19 protein-coding genes are annotated in these 20,551 nt (G+C 56.7%); 10 read left to right on the top strand and 9 right to left on the bottom strand.

Features of this window, described 5'->3' with window-relative positions:
- The first annotated feature begins 94 nt into the window (after nucleotides 1–94).
- Nucleotides 95–811 carry an MgtC/SapB family protein gene (locus N1030_RS03400; protein WP_265827684.1) on the top strand — a complete coding sequence of 239 codons (717 nt, stop codon included), beginning with the start codon at nucleotides 95–97 and terminating at the stop codon, nucleotides 809–811.
- A 26-nt stretch (nucleotides 812–837) separates the two neighbouring features.
- Here N1030_RS03400 and N1030_RS03395 read toward each other — a convergent pair whose 3' ends face one another.
- The 6 genes from N1030_RS03395 to ybgF form a co-directional block, all read right to left on the bottom strand.
- Nucleotides 838–1,779: a tyrosine recombinase XerC gene (locus N1030_RS03395; RefSeq protein WP_265829007.1), complete on the bottom strand. Its 942-nt coding sequence runs from the start codon at nucleotides 1,777–1,779 to the stop codon at nucleotides 838–840.
- Nucleotides 1,780–1,870: 91 nt separating this feature from the next.
- Nucleotides 1,871–2,824: a diguanylate cyclase gene (locus tag N1030_RS03390; protein WP_265827682.1), complete on the bottom strand. Its 954-nt coding sequence runs from the start codon at nucleotides 2,822–2,824 to the stop codon at nucleotides 1,871–1,873.
- 15 nt (nucleotides 2,825–2,839) lie between these two features.
- Nucleotides 2,840–3,679: an HDOD domain-containing protein gene (locus N1030_RS03385; RefSeq protein WP_265827680.1), complete on the bottom strand. Its 840-nt coding sequence runs from the start codon at nucleotides 3,677–3,679 to the stop codon at nucleotides 2,840–2,842.
- Nucleotides 3,676–4,161: a hypothetical protein gene (locus N1030_RS03380; RefSeq protein WP_265827678.1), complete on the bottom strand. Its 486-nt coding sequence runs from the start codon at nucleotides 4,159–4,161 to the stop codon at nucleotides 3,676–3,678. The genes N1030_RS03385 and N1030_RS03380 overlap by 4 nt, the downstream gene beginning before the upstream one ends.
- A 52-nt stretch (nucleotides 4,162–4,213) precedes the next feature.
- Complete coding sequence (dprA, locus tag N1030_RS03375) at nucleotides 4,214–5,605, bottom strand: DNA-processing protein DprA (protein ID WP_265827676.1); 1,392 nt, start codon at nucleotides 5,603–5,605, stop codon at nucleotides 4,214–4,216.
- A 14-nt stretch (nucleotides 5,606–5,619) separates the two neighbouring features.
- The gene (ybgF, locus tag N1030_RS03370) at nucleotides 5,620–6,534 is read right to left on the bottom strand and encodes a tol-pal system protein YbgF (RefSeq protein ID WP_265827674.1); all 915 of its coding nucleotides are present in this window, start codon (nucleotides 6,532–6,534) and stop codon (nucleotides 5,620–5,622) included.
- Between the two features lie 376 nt (nucleotides 6,535–6,910).
- On the opposite strand from ybgF, the gene N1030_RS03365 reads away from it, so the two are divergent.
- From N1030_RS03365 to N1030_RS03355, 3 genes are all read left to right on the top strand, one after another.
- Nucleotides 6,911–7,861: a hypothetical protein gene (locus tag N1030_RS03365; protein ID WP_265827673.1), complete on the top strand. Its 951-nt coding sequence runs from the start codon at nucleotides 6,911–6,913 to the stop codon at nucleotides 7,859–7,861.
- 154 nt (nucleotides 7,862–8,015) lie between these two features.
- Nucleotides 8,016–8,570 (top strand): hypothetical protein, encoded by a 555-nt coding sequence (locus tag N1030_RS03360; protein ID WP_265827671.1) that lies wholly within the window; start codon nucleotides 8,016–8,018, stop codon nucleotides 8,568–8,570.
- Between the two features lie 126 nt (nucleotides 8,571–8,696).
- A complete protein-coding gene (locus tag N1030_RS03355) occupies nucleotides 8,697–10,001 on the top strand; it encodes an ATP-binding protein (RefSeq protein WP_265827670.1) in 1,305 nt (434 codons plus the stop codon).
- A gap of 1 nt (nucleotide 10,002) precedes the next feature.
- Here the strand turns inward: N1030_RS03355 and N1030_RS03350 are convergent, their stop codons facing one another.
- The gene (locus tag N1030_RS03350; protein WP_265827668.1) at nucleotides 10,003–11,010 is read right to left on the bottom strand and encodes a type I glyceraldehyde-3-phosphate dehydrogenase; all 1,008 of its coding nucleotides are present in this window, start codon (nucleotides 11,008–11,010) and stop codon (nucleotides 10,003–10,005) included.
- An 87-nt stretch (nucleotides 11,011–11,097) separates the two neighbouring features.
- The gene (locus N1030_RS03345; protein ID WP_265827667.1) at nucleotides 11,098–11,475 is read right to left on the bottom strand and encodes a hypothetical protein; all 378 of its coding nucleotides are present in this window, start codon (nucleotides 11,473–11,475) and stop codon (nucleotides 11,098–11,100) included.
- Between the two features lie 838 nt (nucleotides 11,476–12,313).
- On the opposite strand from N1030_RS03345, the gene N1030_RS03340 reads away from it, so the two are divergent.
- From N1030_RS03340 to N1030_RS03320, 5 genes are all read left to right on the top strand, one after another.
- On the top strand, nucleotides 12,314–12,526 hold the full coding sequence (locus tag N1030_RS03340) for a hypothetical protein (RefSeq protein ID WP_265827665.1): 213 nt from the start codon (nucleotides 12,314–12,316) through the stop codon (nucleotides 12,524–12,526).
- A gap of 196 nt (nucleotides 12,527–12,722) precedes the next feature.
- Entirely contained in the window at nucleotides 12,723–13,628 is a 906-nt protein-coding gene (locus tag N1030_RS03335) for a LysR substrate-binding domain-containing protein (protein ID WP_265827664.1), read from the top strand.
- A 163-nt stretch (nucleotides 13,629–13,791) separates the two neighbouring features.
- Nucleotides 13,792–14,853, top strand: a complete 1,062-nt coding sequence (locus N1030_RS03330; protein ID WP_265827662.1) for a carbonic anhydrase — start codon at nucleotides 13,792–13,794, stop codon at nucleotides 14,851–14,853.
- A 174-nt stretch (nucleotides 14,854–15,027) separates the two neighbouring features.
- A complete protein-coding gene (locus N1030_RS03325; RefSeq protein WP_265827660.1) occupies nucleotides 15,028–15,477 on the top strand; it encodes a hypothetical protein in 450 nt (149 codons plus the stop codon).
- A 250-nt stretch (nucleotides 15,478–15,727) separates the two neighbouring features.
- Entirely contained in the window at nucleotides 15,728–17,446 is a 1,719-nt protein-coding gene (locus N1030_RS03320) for a YcaO-like family protein (protein ID WP_265827659.1), read from the top strand.
- 48 nt (nucleotides 17,447–17,494) lie between these two features.
- Here N1030_RS03320 and N1030_RS03315 read toward each other — a convergent pair whose 3' ends face one another.
- A complete protein-coding gene (locus N1030_RS03315) occupies nucleotides 17,495–18,025 on the bottom strand; it encodes a hypothetical protein (RefSeq protein ID WP_265827657.1) in 531 nt (176 codons plus the stop codon).
- Between the two features lie 234 nt (nucleotides 18,026–18,259).
- Between N1030_RS03315 and N1030_RS03310 the strand changes: the two genes are divergently transcribed.
- Complete coding sequence (locus tag N1030_RS03310) at nucleotides 18,260–20,455, top strand: hypothetical protein (RefSeq protein ID WP_265827655.1); 2,196 nt, start codon at nucleotides 18,260–18,262, stop codon at nucleotides 20,453–20,455.
- The last annotated feature ends 96 nt before the right edge of the window (nucleotides 20,456–20,551 follow it).

Genomic DNA, 20,551 nt, shown 5'->3' with positions numbered 1-20,551 from the left:
CAGCCAGAATTTCTACGTATCGCCGGAACCAAGCAATTGACATTTCCAACCAATGTGACAATCGTGTGACAGCGGCAAGCGCCGCGGAGGTCACATGTTTGAATCACTACCCCATCATATTCATCTGGAACATCTCGCCAGACTGCTCATCGCCGGTTTCCTCGGCGGCTGCATAGGCTTTGAACGCGAACGCCGCGGGCAGGCAGCGGGATTCCGCACCAACATTCTGGTCGCCATCGGCGCCTGCCTCATGATGCAGCTTTCGCTGTACATGGAAGAACTGTTCCGCCACCTTGACGCACAGGCCGTTGTCCGGCTCGACCCCGGCCGCATTGCCTCCTACGCCATCGCGAGTATCGGCTTTGTGGGCGGCGGTGCCATCATCAAAGGTAAAGGCAGTGTCCGCGGATTAACCACGGCAGCCGGTCTGTGGCTTGTTACAGGTATCGGCCTTGCGGTAGGTGCAGGGCTTATTCTGCCTGCCATCATGGCCACGGCCATCATCATGGCCGTCTTGTTTCTGCTGCCCGTGGTCATGCGCCGCATGCCGCCCAAGAACATCCTTGTCATTCTGACCGTTGTCTTCCGCAAGAACGTGCAGATGCACAATGAGCTTCTCAAGATCATTGAAGAGTGCAAATCGTTCTCATCGCACACGGTAGGCTTTGAAGTGGATGCCTGCTCTTCAGTCACCACCTACAAATTCCGGCTCGTAGGTCGCGAGAATGCCGGATGGGTGGAGCTTTATGAAAAGCTGCGAAGCTTGGACGGAGTGTGCAAGGTAGGCATAGAAGAATCACCCATTCCCTGACGGAATGCTAAAAGCCCTGACAACGATCAGGGCTTTTTCTTTGCCCCGGTGTTGCCGGACTTGGGATGCGCCTTGTCATACACTTCCACAAGGCGGGCAAGGTTGAGATGCGTATATCGCTGCGTGGTGGTAAGCCGCGCATGACCAAGCAGTTCCTGCACACTGCGCATGTCTGCTCCGGCCTCCAACAAATGTGTGGCGAAGGAATGACGGAGTCCGTGCGGCGAAACAGCCTGCGGAAGCCCCACGCGTTTGCAAAGGTCTTCTATGATGCGTGCCGCCTGCCGGCGGTTCAGCCTGCCGCCACGGGCACCGAGAAACAGGGCCGGCTCACGGCCGGAAGCATCAAGCGCCTCCCGTTGCCGCAGCCATGTCTGCAGGGCTGTCTTGGCCGTATCAGAAAGCGGCACCATGCGCTCCTTGCTGCCCTTACCCATGACACGCACAATGCCGGAGGACGGATCAATGTCTGACAGATTCAGACCGAGCGCCTCAGAAATACGCAGGCCGGAACCATAGAGCAATTCAGCCAGGGCGAGATCGCGCGTCAACTGCTCGCGGGCGTTGCCCCGATGCCGCGTTGCCTCGGCAGTCTGCTGTTTGCGTTCATCCAGCACGGCAAATGTCTGGTCCACGTTCAAGGCTTTGGGATGCCGGGTATCGGTCTTGGGGTTGCGCACGCCGTCCGTGGGAATGACGGCAATGAACTTCTTCTTGGCAAGATATCGAAAGAATCCCCGCAAGGCCGAGAGCTTGCGGCCCATGGAAGTCTTGTTCATGCGCTGGCGGTGCAGGTCTGCAAGGAATCCCTGCACCGTCTGGCGGGTTATCGCCTGCGGCGCATCAAGGGTGCCGCCATGCTGCTGCACATAGGATTCAAACTGGTGCAGGTCCCGTGCGTAGGCAGCTACCGTGGCATCGGAATAGCCCTTTTCCACCGCAAGATGCCCTATGAACATCTCAGCCATGTCAGGCAATTCCGGAAGACCGCCCGATCCGGCACCTTCAGCCTGTGACAAGGCGGAAAAGCTGGAGACATCAACGTCTCCCCCGCGGGCTCTACGCCTTCCTTTGATCGATGACATAATTGCTCCGCGGGTCTTCCTTGGCTTTTTTCTTCAATTGCATGGCAATGGCCGATGCCTGGGCGTAGTGATTGAGACTGCCATTGCGGTTGCAGACCACGGCAATGGATATGGCCATAAGCGGAAAGGTCTGGGTCTGCCCCTTTCTGTCCTTGGAAACAATGCTGCCGCGCTCGCGGTCTTCTTCATCGTAGAAGCTGGGCACAATGGCATCAAAGGCTGCCACCAGCCGCTTGCAGGCGGGTTCAACCGTTTCCAGCGGCAAGGCGAACACAAAATCATCACCACCCACATGTCCCACAAAAGACAACGGGCCGGGGAAGGAACGAACAGTATTCACGATGATGCGCGCCGCCATCATGAGCGCCTCATCCCCCCGCGAAAAGCCGTACTTGTCGTTAAAGGCCTTGAAGTTGTCGAGATCAGCATACCCGAGAGCAAAATCGCGCTTTCTTGCGATGTTGTCCTTGATGAACTGGATGATGGTGGTGTTCCCGGGCAGGCGGGTAAGCGGATTGGCGTCAAGGGAGCGGGACATGCGGTTCAGGGTCAATTCGACACGGGCCTTGAACTCCTGATCCTCGAACGGGGCAAGGATGATATCGTCCGCCTCCATCTGCGACCAGTCCGTTTCGCCATACAGAACCTTGCGGGGCATGCAGAGCACGGTGGGCACCTGACGATAGACATTCTCACTCTTCACCAGCGTAACCAGCGTCTCTCCGGACATGTCCGGCAAAACGGCGTCTGTAACAAGCAGGGCGGGCGGATCGGTCAGCAACTGTTCTACCGCTGCCCCGGCACGCGAAAAAATGGTCCACTGAATTTCCTGCGTCGGCCAAATTCCCTGCACCTGACGCACGAAACAATCGTCCGCAGATATGAGAAAAGCCTGCAGGGGGCCCTGTTCCGTCATGGATGGATGCATGAACGCTACGCCGCCCTAACTGAAACCGAGATCGGAGACTTCAAGAAAGGCGTCCGAAAGTTTATCAAGAATGGACTCCAGCATGCGCTGGTTCAAACCGAGCAGCTTCATGGTGTGGGGCTGCAACACGGGCACGTTGTCATCACCGCCGTTCCCGTATTCAAACACACGGGTCAGGAAGTTGCCGATGTGTACCACGCAGGCATACTTGGTGTAGTGCTGCGCACTCAACGGCTTGTGGTGGTACGAAATGGCTTCGGAAATGTTCGGCGGCAGGTTCCAGTGTTCCGCAAGCCATGCATTCACACGGTCATGCCCGAATCCGAGCAACTCCTTCTCCGCCTGAAGGAAGGTGATGTCCTTCGTCTTGACCAGATTCTCCAGCTCTGGCTTGATCTCCGGCAGCTGCACAGCGGAAACCACCTTGCCAAGGTCATGCAGCAGACCGGCAACGGCATATTCCTCGGGATCCTTCAGGCCGAGTGTCTTGGCAACCTCGCCGGAGGCAAGGGCGCAGCCCACACTGTGTTCCCAAAGCCCGACCATGGCTTTGTTCATGTCGTCAAAGACGGAAGTTGAGATGATAAGGCCACGTATGACGTTGAAGCCCAGCAACACTAGGGCATGCTGAATGGAGCTGATGCGCCCGGGGAAGCCGTAGATGGGCGAATTGACCATCTTTAGCACCTTGGCGGAAAGCACCTGATCGAACGTGATGAGCTTGGCAATCTGTTCTGTGGAGGTGTTGGGGTCTTCCATGAGACGCGTCACCTCTTCCAGCACTTTGGGCAGGGTGGGCAGATTTTTCACCGCCAGCACTCGACCTTTGTACTGGGTGCGCATGTCCTGCGTCATGGCTTCACCTTCCTCGAAAGCAGTGCACTGATGCCGTTCTTCCCCTGTTTGGGCTTGCCGGCTACGTCGTGAACACCGTCTGCCTGTGGCGCGCCTTCGGCTTCGGCGCCCTCCCTCCCCTCATGTGCCGCTTCCGCTTCGGCGGCCTCAGCAGCAATAGCCGCCAGAGCGGCAGCCTTGAGGCGAAAATACTGTGTCAGCACCTTCTTAAGCGTCATCATGAAGTTGTCGTCGGAATGCTTGCGGAACAAATGATCCATACGCTCGGCGCGCTTGCCATAGTCCGTGCTCCCCGGTAGCCCGTCCAGTTGCACGGGATTCCCTTTCACGGTGATGTTGCTGATACCCGACTGTTCAAAGCGGGCAATTAGAGATTCCGACAGCTCCACGCCTTCACCCACAAGGGTGATGCCGTCTTCGCGGACCACGGCCTTGGCAAGCGTCATGCCCGGGGCAGCCAATTTTACGGGTATCTTCTGCATGATCTATCTTATGATGAAAACCATCTCGTTAAGCTGTCATGAACACGCCGGATTACACGATAGCGCTGTAGTGCATACCTGGCAACTGACGAACAGCCCCTTGCACTTCCAGCATGAGGAGTACCGCACTGGTTCTGGATGCCTGCCAGTCCAGAGCCCGGCATAAGTCGTCTATTTGTACCGACTCCCGACCGGCAAGGGCCTTGTACAACTCAAGCTCATCAGGCGTCATGCCGTCTGTGGGATCTGCAGCCACAGCAGCGCGCACAGTGGCTCCGTTGCGTTGCAGACCGGAACACAGTGGCAGCACATCTCCATCGCCACCCCTTCCGGCTTCGTCCTGATCGGCCCGGAGTTGCTCCGCATCGCTGGGCATACCAGTGCGGCTGATCGGCGCAGAGCCCGAAGGCTTTCTGGCAGTCGTACGGCCCGACACGTTACGGGAGGCCTCTTCAGCCCTCCCGCGCGGGCGGGGAGCCACCTCTTCCGGCGTCTTCCATTCATGGGCATGAATACCGATGAGCGGCGCGATCTCGACCAGCACGTCATCGCAGGAAAACACGGCCTTGGCTCCCTGCCGGATCAGATCGTGACATCCGGACGAAGTTCGCGCCTGCACCCTTCCGGGCACGGCAAACACTTCACGTCCCTGTTCAAGGGCGTGGCGTGCGGTAATCAGACTGCCGCTGCGCTTGGCCGCCTCCACAACCAGCACGCCGAGAGAAAGCCCGCTGATGATGCGGTTACGCATGGGAAAATTTTTGGCTTCAGGCATGGTACCGGGAGGAAATTCGGAAAGCACCAGTCCCTTTTCACAAATGCGAGCATGCAAATCCGCATTTTCCGGCGGATAGATACAGTCCGGACCGGTACCGAGCACGGCAATGGTGCTGCCCCAGCTTTCCAGTGCGGCCTTATGCGCCTCGCTGTCTATGCCCCGGGCAAGCCCCGAAACGGTCGTCACACCGGATGCCGAAAGACGGCGGCATAATTCAAGCGTTGTCGCAATGCCGTCCCGCGAACACAAACGCGACCCCACCACCCCCACTCCGGGATTGGAAAGCAGGCTGGCATCGCCCATGTAATACATGAATATGGGAGGATCGGTTATTTCCTTGAGACGCTGCGGATACCGGGGATCGGTCCAGAGCAGGATGCGCCAGCCCGCCTTGCCTGCGGCACTCCATTCCTCTTTGGCAGGTCCGCGCCAGCGTTCGGAACGAAATTCGGAAACCATGCGGGCAGCAACTCCGGCACGGGCCACCCAGTTGTCCACATCAAGAACCGCAGAATACGGAGAGGGATAGACGTCGAGTAGCTTCTTCCACGTACGCGAGCCCAGACGCGCCGTGTGCCGCAAGGCAAGCGAAGCCCAGAATTCGGTACGTTGTGCGTCGTTCATTCCACCGAGACTGAATGCGGCGGAGGAATCCTTCGGCTGCATGAAACTCCGATGGCCTATAGCGAAGCTAAACGCTTGCGGGCCATCTCCGCAGGCGACGAGGAGGGATAATCTTCTATCAGGGTCTGGAGGTAGAAACGTGCGTTGCTCTTGTCGCCCAGTTGTTCGTAGGAGAAACCGGTCTTCAGCATGGAAGCGGCAGCCTTGTCATGCTTGGGGAAACGACGCACAACTTCCTTGAAGGTAAGCACAGCCTGCGCATAACGCTTTTCATGATAGTAGGTCTCACCCATCCAGTAGAGAGCGTTGGGGACAAGGCTGTGGTTCGGGTTATCGCCGATAAACTGATCCAGCAGTTTGCGGCCCTTTTCCACTTCGCCGGCACGGACAAGCGTAAGCCCCTCTTCATACAGCTTCTCGGGACCGCCGGAGGCATCGCCCACCATGGCTTTTTCACCGGCAGGAGTTTCCTGTGCCTGGGCTTGAGTTGCGGGCGCAGGCTTGGCACCGACGCTCGCGTCTGACGTCATTTCCGGCTTCACGTCCGACTTTACATCCGATTTCACTTTCGGCTTGGAAGACTCGGCTGTTTTCTTTGCTGTCTTGGCGGACTTTTCAGACTTGGGTGAGACTGGGGCTTCGGCAAGGGGAGCTTCTCCGGCTGCCACCATACGGGCGCGCAAGGCTTCCTTCAGAGCAGCAGTCTCTGCCTGCAGCTCTCCGGCTTTGGTCTTGGTGTCATCCAGTTCCTGACGCACCGTGGAAAGCTGACCATCCAGCTCCTGCACTCTGGTCTGCAGTTGCGCCTCGCGCTCCTTCTGGGTTTCCTGAAACTCCAGAAAACGCGCTTCAATATTCTGCAAGCGCCACTCGTCACTGGCCGCCTTGTTCTGCGACCCCTGCTGCGGCGCACATGCAGTGCACAATGCAATCAGAATACAACCAACCATCCGGTCAACACGACAACCCATATTTGCCTCCGGCAATGTCTGCGTTTTCATCACAGTAACCGCCCCGAAACAGGTCAGGCCCTATCTTGCGAAAACGAAATCCACCCCTTCATGATAGAAACCGACGTGCCGCAACAACCTTCCTGCGCACAATACCCGCCAGTTACACCATGCCTCACATGAATAGGCGAGACGCAGATTTTTTTCAAGGAACAATGCGCGTTAGTTCCCTTGTTTCTCCTCCGGCCGCGTATCGCAGCCTTGCGCATCAGGCGTTTTTCAGGCACAAGACCGTTGCCGACAGGACGGGGCCGGTATTCGCATTTGCGCGGAAAACCGGCATTCATAACGCCTGAATCCAGCCCTGTCTCCAATAGTATCAAAGGAGCCCAGCAGCATGACCCCAATGCTCATCTCTCCGGCGCAAGCGGCAACCGCTCTCATTGCAGGCTGCATCGGACTGGTATTGCTCGCCATCGCGGCAAGCCCGATTATCACCGTTGCCAACCAGCAACTTGCCGTTCTGCACAAGAAGAGCTTTCACGACAAGCTCGCCAAACAGATCGCATCCATGGCAACCACCCTCGGCTGCCTTTTCTTCACCGGTATTGCTGCCGGTTCCGTGCATATTGCCGTTCAGAATCCGGAGATTTTTCAGGGGCCGTTCAGACTGCCGCTGATGGTCAGCCTTGGCGCTGTCACCTTCTCCTTCGCCCTGCTCATGGCATACACCCTGCTGTGGAAGACCATGCGCCAGAGCAAGAGCCTGCACATGCTCATCGGCCTCTTTGCCGCCATTTCCATGATTTCCGCCCTGTTCCTCATTTACGGCCTCGCCAACAGCATGCTGCGTGAAGGCCATGTAGTGCCTGCCGGTGCCGGACAGCTGGAAATCTTCACAACTATCTACACGGTATCTCCCGCTTCCGCCATGTGGCCGCTGTTCGTACAGAGCCTGCTCGGCGGTTTGGGCGCTTCCGGCATGTTTACCCAGTGCTATCTGCTGCTTCGCCGCAACCGTGACGATTTCGGCCGCGACTACTACAAGTTTGCCGCACCTTCCGCTGCCAAGTGGGCACTCATCCCCACCCTGATGCAGCTTGTGCCCGCCGCATGGCTCTTCTTCATGCTGCAGCCCACGCTGGGCACTCCCGCTACAGACAACATCACCATGTGGTGCTGGCTCACCGCGGCTGTAATGCCCCTGCTGGCAAGCGGCCTCTGGCTGCGCGTAATGCGGAGCGAAACCCCCATGCGCCACAAGATATCCATGATCGCTGCCCTGCCGCTGGCCATGCTTGCCGCAGCAGCCCAGATGATTGCGGTAACCTACCAGCTCGGCGTGTAACCGAGAACACGTTCAGACGATTGAAAGGCCGGATCATTCCGGCCTTTTTTGTTGTCTCTCTAATACCCGCAGACTTTCCTGTAGCAATCTTCCCACCATGGGTATATCCATAGGCAACACTCTTGACCGCCATTCCAATGCCAGGAGGGGTTCCGTGAAACGATTTCTTTCCCTAACCATAGCACTGTTGCTGACCATGCTCCTCACGGCTTGCGGCAGCACCCGGTTCGGCTATGACACCTCTGACACCGCAAATCTGCTCATATCCTTTGCCGACAGCAGATGGACAGGAAAGAACATCCCTCTTTCGCAAATCTGTTCGAAATACAACACAATCGGTACGCCAACATCTCCGAGCTTCATCGTCAGCCACATCCCTCAGAACACAGACATTCTCATCATCGCATTCAATAACCTGAGCCGCTCAGCCCTTGCCTCGGGAGGAGGCCACGGAGCCTTCCGCATGGACATACCTCAGGGCACTACGTCTTATACCGTCCCGTCCATTCCTGCCGAAACGACCGCGCTTCCAAAAGGCATCACTCTGGTAACTATCTCCGGCGGCAAAATCGAAGGAGTGGAAAACGGTGCCTATCTGCCCCCCTGCTCCGGCGGAACGGGCAACACTTATCAGACCCGCATCCTTGCCATTAACTCCGGCACCCACAAAGTCGTCGGACAGGGCACCATAATACTGGGCACATACTGATTCCCCGTCCACCCCGTTCCTCCTGTTCCTCCTGTACCATGCGAGCACCTTCATGTATGGTGCGCGACCGGTAGGAGGGCTTTCCCGCCGCCTACCCGCACCATACCAAGCACAACAGGAACAGCCATGGGACACATCGCAGCCAAAGACGTTTACCGCAAACTGGGTGAAAAGATTGACCAGACCTCGGTCCGTACTCCATGGACCCCTGCCTTCCGCGATCTCCTCTGCAGCCTGTATACGCCCGAAGATGCGGAACTGATCATCAGAATGCCCTACCGCCCCTCCACGCTGGAGCGCGTGTCGCAGATTACCGGCCTTCCTGCGGCTTCCCTGCGCCCGCGGCTGGAGTCGCTCTGCAGCAAGGGACTGGTGTGCGACATCTGGGAAAACGAGCAGTATCTGTACATGATCAGCCCTTTCGTGATCGGCTTTTTCGAATTCACGATGATGCGCACCAAGGGCGAATTGTCCCCCAAGCTCTGGGCAGAACTGTTCCAGCGGTACATGTTCGGCGACAGGGACTTTCTGGATGCCAATTTCGGCGATGGCCAGATCATTTCCGTGATGCGGGCGCTGCCCTATGAGGAAACCGTGGCCGACACCGACCATGTGGAGATTCTGGATTACGAGAAAGCCTCAGCACTGGTGGCGGAAAACAGCATCTTCGCCGTGGGACTTTGTTCCTGCCGCCACGAGAAACACCATCTGGGAACGCAGGGATGCGACGTAACGCTGGAGACCTGCACCTCCATGGGAGATGGAGCGGAATTCCTCATTCGCAACAACTTTGCCCGCCGTATCGACAAGGCCGAGATGGTGGATATTCTGGCCCGCTCCCGCGACATGGGGTTCACCCTTTCCACGGACAACGTCCGCCAAGGAGCAGGCTTCATCTGCCATTGCTGCGGCTGCTGCTGCAACCTCATGCACGGCATCAAGCAATCCGGCTATGCGGGGGTGCTGGTCTCTTCAAGCTTTATTGCAGAGTGCGAGAAATCAGGATGCAACGGCTGCGGCCTGTGTGCCAAGGCCTGCCCCATTGACGCCATACATATCCGTGAAGAACTGACGGGAGACCTCGGAACCGGCGGCAAACCACGCAAGCTTCGCACGGCGGTAGTGGATACCTCCATCTGTCTGGGCTGTGGCGTCTGCGCCCTCAAATGCAAACAGAAAGCGCTGCAACTGAAAAAACGCGCCCAAAAGGTCTTCCATCCGGAAGACACCTTTGAACGCGTCATTCTGCAATGTCTGGAACGCGGCACGTTCCAGAATCTCATCTTCGACAATCCCAACAGCCGCACACAGGAATTCATGCGGGGACTGGCGGGAGGATTCCTGAAGCTTTCTCCCGTGAAGAAGGCACTGATGAGCGACGCTCTGCGCTCACGCTTTCTTCACGCCATCCGTAACGCCACGGGGGCGTAACTTACAGCCCGGCAACCTTGCGAACGTGATGCACCAGCCGTAACAGCTGGTTCGTAAAACTGGCCTCGTTGTCGTACCACGCCACGATGCGCAGCATGGTGCCGTCCATGACTGAAGTGAGAGCGCCATCCACGACACTGCCGTACGTGCAGCCGGTGTAGTCCACCGAGACCAGCGGCTCTTCCGTGTAGCCCATATGCTCGTCAGCATGGCCGCGCAGCAGGTCGTTCACCTCGCTGACGGTAACCGGACGTTCAAGCTCGCAGACAAGATCAATCAACGAAACGCTGGCCGTGGGAACACGGAAGGCAAGCCCCTGCAGTTTTCCCTCAAGCTCCGGAAGCACCTTGGCCACGGTGCACGTGGCCCCTACAGCCGTCGGCAGCATGTTCATCCCGCAGGCTCTTGCCCTGCGCCAGTCGGAATGAGTTCCGTCCAGCAAACGCTGACGGAATGTATAGGGATGAATGGTCGTCATGTGCCCGTTACGGATGCCGAATTCCCGCTGGATGTGCTGAACGGGAAGCGCCAGACAATTGGTGGTGCAGGAAGCGCAGGACACGATACGGTGCTCCAGCCCGAGAGCCTTTTCATTCACTCCGGGAATAACCGTAATGTCCGCATCCGGAGCCGGACAGGCCACCACGACACGCTTTGCCCCTGCGGCAAGATGCTTCTCGGTGCTGGTTCTGTCGGCAAAGGGGCCTGCGGCCTCCACCAGAATATCCACGTCTTCCCAGTTCCACCCCGCAGGCTGGACCGAGGTATAACGAACCGGCTGCCCGTTGAGCAGGAATCCACCATCACAGGGCTGAACACCATCGAATCGACGGTGCACCGAATCGTACTGGAGCAGGTGACGAGCCTCTTCAATCGACATGATGTCGTTGACCGTCGTCAGGCGCAGAGAGCCTTCCCCTGCTGTTCCGGCAAGGGCAGGATCTCCCAGCAGGCGGGCCAGATAACGCCCAATGCGCCCAAACCCGTTAATTCCAATACGTGTAGGCATGTACCTGAGACTCCTGATCGTCAACTGCAACAGAAAAGGCACACGGCTGCAACGCCGTGTGCTGAAAGAATGAAATGGGGAATGTTATCAGGCTTCCCAGATTTCCACGCTGTCTTCGGAGATTTCGAGATCCTCGATGAACGCGCTGGCAAATCCTTCTTCACCTTCGGGAACAATAACCACAAACTGGGCGTCTTTCTCGTTCCCGAATTCGGCAAAGGCCTTGATACGGTCCGCCACTTCCTGCTCGGCAAAGAATTCCTTGGTCACCACTTCAAATATGAAGGTGATACCCTTCTTGTTCTTTGCGGTGATGTCCGGAATATGCCCGCCGACCGGGGCGGGAATGGGAAAGTCTTCATACCCTTCCGCCTTCAGATCCCGATACCCCGACTCGAGCAACGCTTCTATGACGGCATCGGCAAGATCATCACGCAGATCCAGAATTTCATCTTCTATGGACATAGTGCCCCCAATCAATATTTGCAGGATAGTTCAAAATTTGAACCTGAAAGCCTTTCGCAACCGCATACGACATCTACAGAGATGCAGGGGATTGCGTGAAGGCGGAGCCAGCGCAAAGCCACCCCTTTCAGGCTGCGCCAAACTAGACTCAAGGGGGAAAAGCGTCAAGCGTTCAACCGCCTTCCGGCCAGCCTCCCTCACCTCATGTTCAGACTGAGCAACGATTCGGGCCTCCCGCTTTCATACTCCACCGGCTCGGAAACTCCGCAAACTGGGCATTCAGTCAATAAAATCAAGACAAAGCAACGCCAGACTCTGCTCCGGATCGCACGAGCACCTCCCCCCGCGCCTTCCGGGAACTGGTCAGTTAATCAATTTTTCTTCTTATCGACATAAATTTTTTTCGTTTGCGCAATTCTTAAACATGCGTATTTTGATCTCACGCAATGACTGCATGCATCAGCACCGTGTTGTGCTGTTACTCTTCGCTCGATATCCTGTTTCTTGGCTATCGACATGTTTTCGTGAAGGCCAACGCATTGCATGAACAATTCGCAATGTGCCTTATTTCACGAAGTGCCGCTACAGACTCCTTGCCCTGCACGTCCACAATACGACATGCAAAAGACTCGAAACTTGATCATTATTTCACAATATCTCGAAAGAAGATCTGACCACGAGTAATAACACTCCGTAAACTGCAAGTTACTCTTAATGATACAAGCAGCAATACGGTAGCTGAACAATTCCGCATTCAATATGCTTTCAAATTAAGGCGTAGTGCCCCCTGCTCCGCAGGCTGCGCCGAAAAAAACATACACTCTTTGGAGAAAGAACCATGTCTTTTGCTTTGATTCCGCTGCTGATGATCATCACCTTCACCGTTCAGGATCTCGCCGTCGGCAGCTACGACTTCGGTCAGCGTTTCGTTTTTGGTGCTGTAGTGTTTGCAACCGCTCTTCTCGGCATCGCCTTCCTGTACAAGGAATACAAGCAGGAAACTGCTGAAAAGCGTTCCAAGGGCTTCTTCAACTACTTCATGCACAACTAGTCTTTCCTGCCACACAGAAGGGGTCACAACTCCTCCCTTCTTTCCGGACGCCGTTACGCTTGCCCGTAACGGCGTCCTGCTTTTGCTTCCCGATCTCGTTACTATATTCACAAAATTCATTACCCGTTGTCGTCTTCATTAATTTGTTTTATATGCCCATAGATACAACCCTGAAGACAACCGAGCCGGAGGCTTTATGAACCTTCGCCAGCTGGAGCTATTCATCTCCCTTGCGAAAAATCCCAATATTTCACAGGTAGCCAAAGAAAGCTTCCTGACCCAGTCAGCTGTTTCCGTTGCACTCAAAGGCCTTGAACAGGACCTCGGGGTGCAGCTTTTCGACCGCCTGAACCGTAGGCTGGCGCTGAACCCCCATGGACGCACGTTTCTGCGAAACCTTGAACCGGCCATGCACAACCTCAACGAAGTGCTGCGCACGTTTGAAGGGGACAACATGACCGGTGTACTAGTGGTAGGCGCATCTTCGACCATTGCGGACTACATTCTGCCCCAGATCATGTTTGAGTTTGAGGACAGATATCCCAATGTCACCATTGAGACGGTCTTCACCAACCCCCATGACATTGCGGAAGGTCTTGAACAGGGCAGCATAGACATCGGACTCATTGAAACCGATATTGAAAGTTCAGACCTGGAGTTCACCCGCCTGTGCCGGGATGAACTGTTCGTCGTATCAAGCGACGAGGCTTTCGCCAAGAATGGGCCGTATTCCATTGAGGAGCTGCTGAACAAAAAGTGGGTTCTGCGCGAACCCGGCGCCGGATCACGCGATACCTTCAACTATTACATGGCAGAGCACATGAAAAACATGCGCATTGTCATGGAAATGCACCACACCGTATCCATTAAACGCGTATTGCAGAACCCGGATACACTGAGCTGCCTTTCGCCCTTTGCCATCCAACGCGAACTGGAGCTTGGCGAACTCTTCAGAGTGCCCTTGAAAGACTTGCGGCTCACCCGCCACTTCTACGCGGTCATGCACCGCGACAAGTACCGCACGCGCCTCATGGAAACGTTCTACCACGCCGTGGAATCCTATCTGGGCACAGACAGGCAGATCTTTTCCGAAGAGGACTAGGGCAACCTCCCTCACCAATTAGTGATTGCTAACTGGTCCTTTCTTGTGAATAATATCACGTAACGCTTCATGATAATAACCCGTCCGTCTGGTTACGGTCGGGTTTTCGTGCTACAGTTGCCATATTGTCTATCTGGTGAAAACGATTCAAGAGGAGTTACGCATGTCCACCGTTTCCAAAAAGAACATAATTATTATTGCGGCACTGTTCCTCGCTGTCCTGTTCTTCGTGACCATGGGCGACGACGACGGTTCGGAACTGAAGACCAAAGACCAGCGCACCCCCGCCCTTTCCCTGCAGCTGCTGCAGGAAGGCAACGAACGTTTCGTGAATGGCGATTCCCTGCATCCCCGTACGGACAACTTCCGTCTTGAACAGGCAGGTATGGAAAGCCAGGGCGACCATGCATTCGCCACCGTGCTCGGCTGCTCCGACTCCCGCGTGCCCGTTGAACGCATCTTTGACGCAGGCGTCATGGACATCTTCGTGATTCGCGTTGCAGGCAACGTGGTTCAGGGCGATGAAGCCGGTTCCATCGAATACGGCCTTGCTCATGTGAACACCCCCCTGCTGGTCGTACTCGGCCATACCCAGTGCGGTGCCGTGACTGCCGTCACCAACGCCATTGAAGGCCATGGACATGCCCTTGAGCGCAACATCCCCGGCCTGGTGGCCCCCATTGCCCCTGCAGTGGAAAAATCCATCAAGCACACCGGCAAGCACGGTGCAGACGTCATCCCCGTGGCCATCGAACAGAACGTATGGCAGTCCGTTCATGACCTGTTCATGGTCAGCCCCAGCACGCGCGAACTGGTCAAGAGCGGCAAGGTGCAGGTGGTCGGTGCCATTTACGACGTTGCCACCGGCCGCGTGAAGTGGCTGAAGGAAGACAAGCCCATGGCCATCCTTGCTGAAGTTGAAGCCAACCCCGCCCGCGCCATGGAAGCCATGGCAGGCGGCCATGCCGAAGAAACCGCTGCTGAAGACCACAAGGAAGCCGTAGCCCCTGAGCATCAGGAGCCTGCAAATGAAGCGGGCCATCAGGCGGAAGCAACTGCAGAACCTGCCAAGGAAGAACAGGTTGAAGCTGCCAGGCCCCTGACTGCTGAAGAACTGAAGGAACTCGCCGCCAAGGCTGCAGAAGCTGCCAAGGCCGCCGCTGCCGCTGCAGAAGCCGCAACCAAGGCTGCCGAAGAAGCTGCCAAGGCTGCCGCCGCACAATAGCCGCACATCCAAAGATAATCAAAAGGCCGCCCCCATGGAGCGGCCTTTTTTATTTCTGGTCAGGCATTCAAACCCTACCTTAAAAATAAGGGGTTTCCCCCATATGTATCTTCCCCGCAAGCATACTATAGTCAGTTTCTAATTCGCAAAAACAACCGGTTTGGGGAGAGATGCATGAAGTGGCTATTATTGGCGGTGCTCGCGGCGGGAAGCACCATGGGACTCATTTACGGTTATTTCCAGTTCGCCACACAGCCAACCGTTGCCTACTCTTCCCCCAATATTGCACTAGAGGTCATTTATCCGGAGGACAAATCGGACAATTCGCTTTCCGAATCGGATATTGAAACCATACACACCTATCTAAAATCATATCACAAGATGTTCAAGTCGAGCACGTTGTACCTGAACTGCTACCCCAAGCAGGCTGCCTTTACAGACCAAGGTCAGGTAAATTTCCAGCTTGTCATTACCAGCAACGACGGTTGTATCTATGAAAGCAAGCGCACGTATACGACCCCGACCAACCTCACCAGAAAGATCATAGAGAAATTTTCAACGGCTTTCACCGCCATGAAGCGCAATGCGGAAGCCTCTACACAGCCGGTCAAGATAACGTTCTAAACACCATAGCTACACTTCCTCCCACGCCCCCGGATACCTCCGGCGTTACGCACAGCTAACTCTGCGCGCGATGCCGGAGGTTGATTATTTCTATCCCCCCTCCACCTATCCCCCTTTCGCTTCGACGCATACGGCAGGCGATGAGGCGTCGACTCCGCTGTAAACATTCACATACCATTCCCAAGATTGAATCACCCGCCAGACTGGGCTATAGGGTCCCAAGATCACTTTCAACCGCCACGGAGAGCTCATGCCGAACAGCCAGATCATGCGTTATTCATTTACTCTCACCGACACCAAAGGAACCGTCGGCTACGTTGCCTGCAACCCGTCAGATCCAATTTCCTTTGACGATGCACTGGCCTATCAGGAAGCGCATCCCTATGACGAGTTCATGCATAAATACCTGCTTGAGCAGACCAAGGAATTCGACACGGCACGCATTGAAAAACTGCTAGACATCGCTCTGGAGGACGGCAGCATCGTTCGTCCGGTTCTGGCGGCATTGCTGCTGGAGTCGTGCCTTCTTCACCCCGCTCACGGCAGCCTTCTGAACCGGTTCCCCGAAAACGCACTGGCGGAACTGCGCAATCACACCCCGCTCATCTACCTGAAATGGTGGATGCAGGATGATCGCGAGGCTCACAAACTCTGGAGCGCCAAATTCAAGTCCAATATGCAGGACCACCGGATACTCCCCCTGCCTGAAGACATGGACGACTTTGATCTGCCCATGCTCTTCAATAAAGAGGAGCAGCCCAAGACCGTTTCCGTGGCGGAAATGCGGGAAAAGCTTGCAGCGGAATCCTACGGAGCGCCCTGGCAGCGCCCCGCTCCTGAACAGACCGCCATGCTCGCGCTGGAACGCCTTGTGGAGTACGGCTTTGTCGCAGACGTGGAAATGCGCCACATCGCCTCACTCTCGCCCATCGCGCTCCTGCGCCGCTGGCACCTTGATATTGCTGTGGAATGCGGCAGGCACAATCTGACCCTGCAGGGAATCGCCACTTCATACGGCCGAGGACTCTCTCTTGCCGACACCCGCGCAGGCTACTCCATGGAGATGGTGGAACGCGGCTCATCCTTCGCTTCCATCGGCCCTTCTTCCGTTCTCGAAACGGCCAGGAACCATCCCATCATGGTTGCCCGCCTTTCAGAGCTCACGGCCAAAGGCGTTACCGCCATGGACCCCAACAGCGTCCCGCTGGAAGTGCCCTATCAAGACGAACCTCTGCACTGGATGCAGGGGCACACTCCTGGAGCACATGGACCGGAGCCCATCATGGTGCCCGTGCAGATGGTCTACATGTTCTGCAATCTGGACGAGATTGCCCTCTTCTCGGCTCAGGGTTCCACCGGTCTTGCTTCGGGCAACATCATTGAAGAAGCCAAGGTGGCCGCACTGACTGAAATCATCGAACGCGATGCGGAAGCCACCAAACCCTTCATCAAGGCAGACTGCTTCCGTCTTGTCAGCGAAGACGAAAAAGTGAAGATGCTGCTGGCGGATTATGAAGCCCGCGGCGTGCACGTAATGTTACAGGACATCACCACGGAGTTCGGCATTCCCTGCTACAAGGCTTTTGTCATGACCCGCAAGGGCGAAGTCATCCGCGGCACGGGCGCAGGACTCAACGGCCAGCGCGCCGTTATTTCCGCTCTCACCGAAACGCCTTACCCCTATCCGCAGGGACCGCAGTCGGCTCCGCCGCTCAGAGACCTGCCCATACGCAGACACGATGAACTGCCGGACTTCAGCATGGAAGACCCCATCCGCAATCTGCAGCTCATGGAACGCACCCTCATCGCCAACAACAGGCGCCCAGTCTATGTGGAGCTACAGCGCAAGGATCTGCAATTCCCCGTGGTCAAGGCGTTCATCCCCGGACTGGAACTGACGGCGGACTTTGATACCTTCAGCCGGATCAGCCAGCGCCTGTTCGCGAACTACCTGCACCAATACGCATAAAAAAAGCCCTCCGAAAGGAGGGCTTTTTACGGTAATTCCGTTAGTGGACTAGCAGGGAAGCGCCAGCATTTCCAGCACGTTGTCCACAATTTCCTCAGGCTCCTTCCATGCCTGAAGAATGTAGTGCAGGGTCATCATGCACAGGGGCTCCATTTCCACAAACAATGCGGAGATGGCTTCCTGCTCGGGGATGGAGGTCTGGTTCAGGCGGTACGCCATGCGCAGCACTTCTGCCATGAGGTAGAACACCTTGCCCTTTTCGCGCACGGCAGCGCGGATAGCCTCATCGCGCAAGGCCTCGCAGGGCAGGATGAAAATGATCCCCGTATCGGCGCAGGCGGCGTCCAACGCTTCGACGGAGTCGACGACCTCGGGCGCGACGACCCGCATGTTCAGTCTCTCGGCAACGCGCTGTGCCAGTTCGAGACGCCCGCTTCCGGGCATGCCGATGAAGATGATGCGCCCTGTGGCAGGGTCGAAGCTGTCCAGTTTTTTGGACTTGCCGAACACCAGATTCCTATTGGCGTCTTCGACTTCAACCTTTTCCTTGATGAACGATTCCGTGGAAAACTTGGACATAGTTACTCCGGCTGCGTATCGCCCGCTCGGTCAACGACACAGGCGTGGTTATTATCTTGTTTCTGCTGCCAATATCCTGACACAGCGCTCGGGTCAATGCCGTACAGGAGCACATCTGCCTTGAGCGTCCCGTCCTTTTTCCGGTTCACGGCAACCTCATTTCTTTTCATGCAAAGCAACATGCAGTATAGAACCCTGCTAGATTGATCGTACGAAAGATATGGAGGACCATACATGCGGCACGCCATCCGGCTGCATTATATAGTTATCGCCCTGTGCATTGCCATTGCCCTGACAGGCTGCAACGCCAAGCGAAGCACCAAGAATCTGCCCAAGGCCCCCACTCCAACAGAGCTGCGGGCCGACCCCGGCTATGTGCAATGGCTCGAAAAGCAGGCCATGCTGCGCTCTTCGCAGGATCTTTCCCGCATCGTCTCCAACACGAATATCCAGTGGCTTTCACCCTACGTCGCCCCAAGGCCGGAGACTCTGATCAAGGAAGCTCCGGTGTGGCTGTCGCTGCATCCGGCCTCAGTCCTCACTGCGGACAACGAATCCCTGTTCAAGGCCCTGTTGCACCCGGAGTTCTGGCGGCAAACCCAGAAGCTGGGCATACGCGGCCTGCTGCTTTCACCCCTGCGCGAATCTGGCGGCATATGGGGATACGACATCTCCGGCACACAATTTCTCGGTGCGGACACGGTGCAGTATGAATTCAGCAAGTACGCAGGCACACAGGATGAATACCGCCGCCTGACCCGCGCCGCCAACATGGCCGGAGCCGTCATGGGCGACACGTTGCTGCCCGCCGCCACCGGCATGGGAGCGGACTTCTTTCTTTCCGCCCGCGCCAAGCCCGAGTATCTGGGCATATACAGCATGATCGAGTTACCCGCCGAAAGCTGGCCTCTGCTGCCCGAAGTACCTGAACAATGGCAGGCGGAACCGATTTCGGCCGAAGGACTCAAGGCGCTCCGCGAACAACGCATTCTGCCTCCTGTACGCTTGCGCGAAACTCTGGATATACCTTTTATCCCCTACGGTTGGGCCGCCACGGGCAAGGTGCGGGGACTGGACGGCACCAGCAGACGCTACGCCTATCTCTACTACGGGTCGCCTGACCGCCCTGTTCTCAACTGGACGGACCCCACGGCAGCGGCCCGCCGCATTGTCTCCGGTTCCATCATCCAGCAGGTCGGTACACTCGGCGTGGCCTTCTCCGGCGTGAGTGTCGCCCCCTATGTCGGCATTGAACCGGCAACCCCTGCCGGGCGGGGCGACATTGCCATTGCCACGGAAAGTGCCCGCAAAGCTGCCGCCACCATAGCGCAGGAAGTGCGCCGCTACGGGGGCTGGAGCTTCCTGCAGGATTCCCTGCCGCTTCCCATGCAGGGCCTGCTCATGCAGGAAGGACCGGACGTAGCCATTGACCACGCCGGTTCCGTCAGCGCTCAGGCAGCGCTGCTCACGGGCGATGCCACCATCCTTCGCAAGACGCTGGAACTTACGCAGTCACTGGGCATTGATCGCAAACGCCTTGTTCATGCAATTCAGCCTGCTGAAGGCGTAGACCTCTCCCTCTGTCATCTCTACGGCACAGCCGACACCAGCATCCCCCCCATGCGGGAACAGTATGAAAAGACAATGGTGAAAACCATCACCGCCGCGGGAGGAGATATTCTGATCAAGAACGGCGTGCTGCACAGCACCCCGGCAGGAGTCGTCGGAATGGCGGCTGGCATACGCGACATGCAGCACATGACGGCTGAACAGACAGACGTGATGAACAAGGGCATGACGGCACTGGCTGCCTACCACGCCATGCAGCCGGGAATATTCATGATCTCCGGCAAGGAAATGGCCGGCACATTGCCGCTGCGACAAGGGCTTGTTCCCGCCCGCAACGAAGACGAGGCCCTGCGCCAGAACATGATGGGCGCGTATGACCTGCTCAACAGTTCGCGGCAAACGCTTATCACGCCCCTCGGCATGCCCAAGGCGCAAACCGTGTTCGGGTCCATTCCGGAACAGTCACTCACGCCCTATTCCTTTGTCTGGAACCTGAACCGCATCCTGCAGGTCCGGGAACACTACGGCATCCAGACAGCAACGCCACTCGCCGTTTTGCCGACAGCAAACACCTGCAGCCTGGTACAACTCTTCCGCCTCCCCCAAAAGGATGCAGAAGACGCGTTGCTGCTTGTTGCCACCAACTTCGGCAAAGAGACGGTTACGGAAAAGCTTTCCGTCAAAAAGGCATGGGGCAAACTCAACTCCAAGTCCACGGCGCTCGACCTGCTTGTCGAGGACGATTCCGCCCTCCCCTTGTCGCTGGAAGGCAGAAAAGTGACACTGGACATTGCCCCATGGCAAACCAGAGCCATTCTTATCGGCAACGAACTGCCCCTGCCCCCGAAGAACAACTACTGATCCCGTCCGAAATACAGGAGGCAAGGAGACAGCATTCCTTGCCTCCTTTTCTTTTCCCCTTCCGGCTTCCAGCAAGCCCCTCCCCGTGTGTCGGCA

This window comes from Desulfovibrio mangrovi (genome assembly GCF_026230175.1).
Classification (GTDB): domain Bacteria; phylum Desulfobacterota; class Desulfovibrionia; order Desulfovibrionales; family Desulfovibrionaceae; genus Halodesulfovibrio; species Halodesulfovibrio mangrovi.
Note: the sequence above shows the minus strand (reverse complement) of the source record. Positions and strands in the feature narration are given on the sequence as shown.

Excerpts from the sequence above, each read along its gene's own strand:
- N1030_RS03400 (WP_265827684.1), top strand. The coding sequence starts at position 95 with ATGTTTGAATCACTACCCCATCATATTCATCTGGAACATCTCGCCAGA.
- N1030_RS03395 (WP_265829007.1), bottom strand. The coding sequence starts at position 1,779 with ATGGCTGAGATGTTCATAGGGCATCTTGCGGTGGAAAAGGGCTATTCC.
- N1030_RS03390 (WP_265827682.1), bottom strand. The coding sequence starts at position 2,824 with ATGCATCCATCCATGACGGAACAGGGCCCCCTGCAGGCTTTTCTCATA.
- N1030_RS03385 (WP_265827680.1), bottom strand. The coding sequence starts at position 3,679 with ATGACGCAGGACATGCGCACCCAGTACAAAGGTCGAGTGCTGGCGGTG.
- N1030_RS03380 (WP_265827678.1), bottom strand. The coding sequence starts at position 4,161 with ATGCAGAAGATACCCGTAAAATTGGCTGCCCCGGGCATGACGCTTGCC.
- dprA (WP_265827676.1), bottom strand. The coding sequence starts at position 5,605 with ATGCAGCCGAAGGATTCCTCCGCCGCATTCAGTCTCGGTGGAATGAAC.
- ybgF (WP_265827674.1), bottom strand. The coding sequence starts at position 6,534 with ATGGGTTGTCGTGTTGACCGGATGGTTGGTTGTATTCTGATTGCATTG.
- N1030_RS03365 (WP_265827673.1), top strand. The coding sequence starts at position 6,911 with ATGACCCCAATGCTCATCTCTCCGGCGCAAGCGGCAACCGCTCTCATT.
- N1030_RS03355 (WP_265827670.1), top strand. The coding sequence starts at position 8,697 with ATGGGACACATCGCAGCCAAAGACGTTTACCGCAAACTGGGTGAAAAG.
- N1030_RS03350 (WP_265827668.1), bottom strand. The coding sequence starts at position 11,010 with ATGCCTACACGTATTGGAATTAACGGGTTTGGGCGCATTGGGCGTTAT.
- N1030_RS03345 (WP_265827667.1), bottom strand. The coding sequence starts at position 11,475 with ATGTCCATAGAAGATGAAATTCTGGATCTGCGTGATGATCTTGCCGAT.
- N1030_RS03340 (WP_265827665.1), top strand. The coding sequence starts at position 12,314 with ATGTCTTTTGCTTTGATTCCGCTGCTGATGATCATCACCTTCACCGTT.
- N1030_RS03335 (WP_265827664.1), top strand. The coding sequence starts at position 12,723 with ATGAACCTTCGCCAGCTGGAGCTATTCATCTCCCTTGCGAAAAATCCC.
- N1030_RS03330 (WP_265827662.1), top strand. The coding sequence starts at position 13,792 with ATGTCCACCGTTTCCAAAAAGAACATAATTATTATTGCGGCACTGTTC.
- N1030_RS03325 (WP_265827660.1), top strand. The coding sequence starts at position 15,028 with ATGAAGTGGCTATTATTGGCGGTGCTCGCGGCGGGAAGCACCATGGGA.
- N1030_RS03320 (WP_265827659.1), top strand. The coding sequence starts at position 15,728 with ATGCCGAACAGCCAGATCATGCGTTATTCATTTACTCTCACCGACACC.
- N1030_RS03315 (WP_265827657.1), bottom strand. The coding sequence starts at position 18,025 with ATGTCCAAGTTTTCCACGGAATCGTTCATCAAGGAAAAGGTTGAAGTC.
- N1030_RS03310 (WP_265827655.1), top strand. The coding sequence starts at position 18,260 with ATGCGGCACGCCATCCGGCTGCATTATATAGTTATCGCCCTGTGCATT.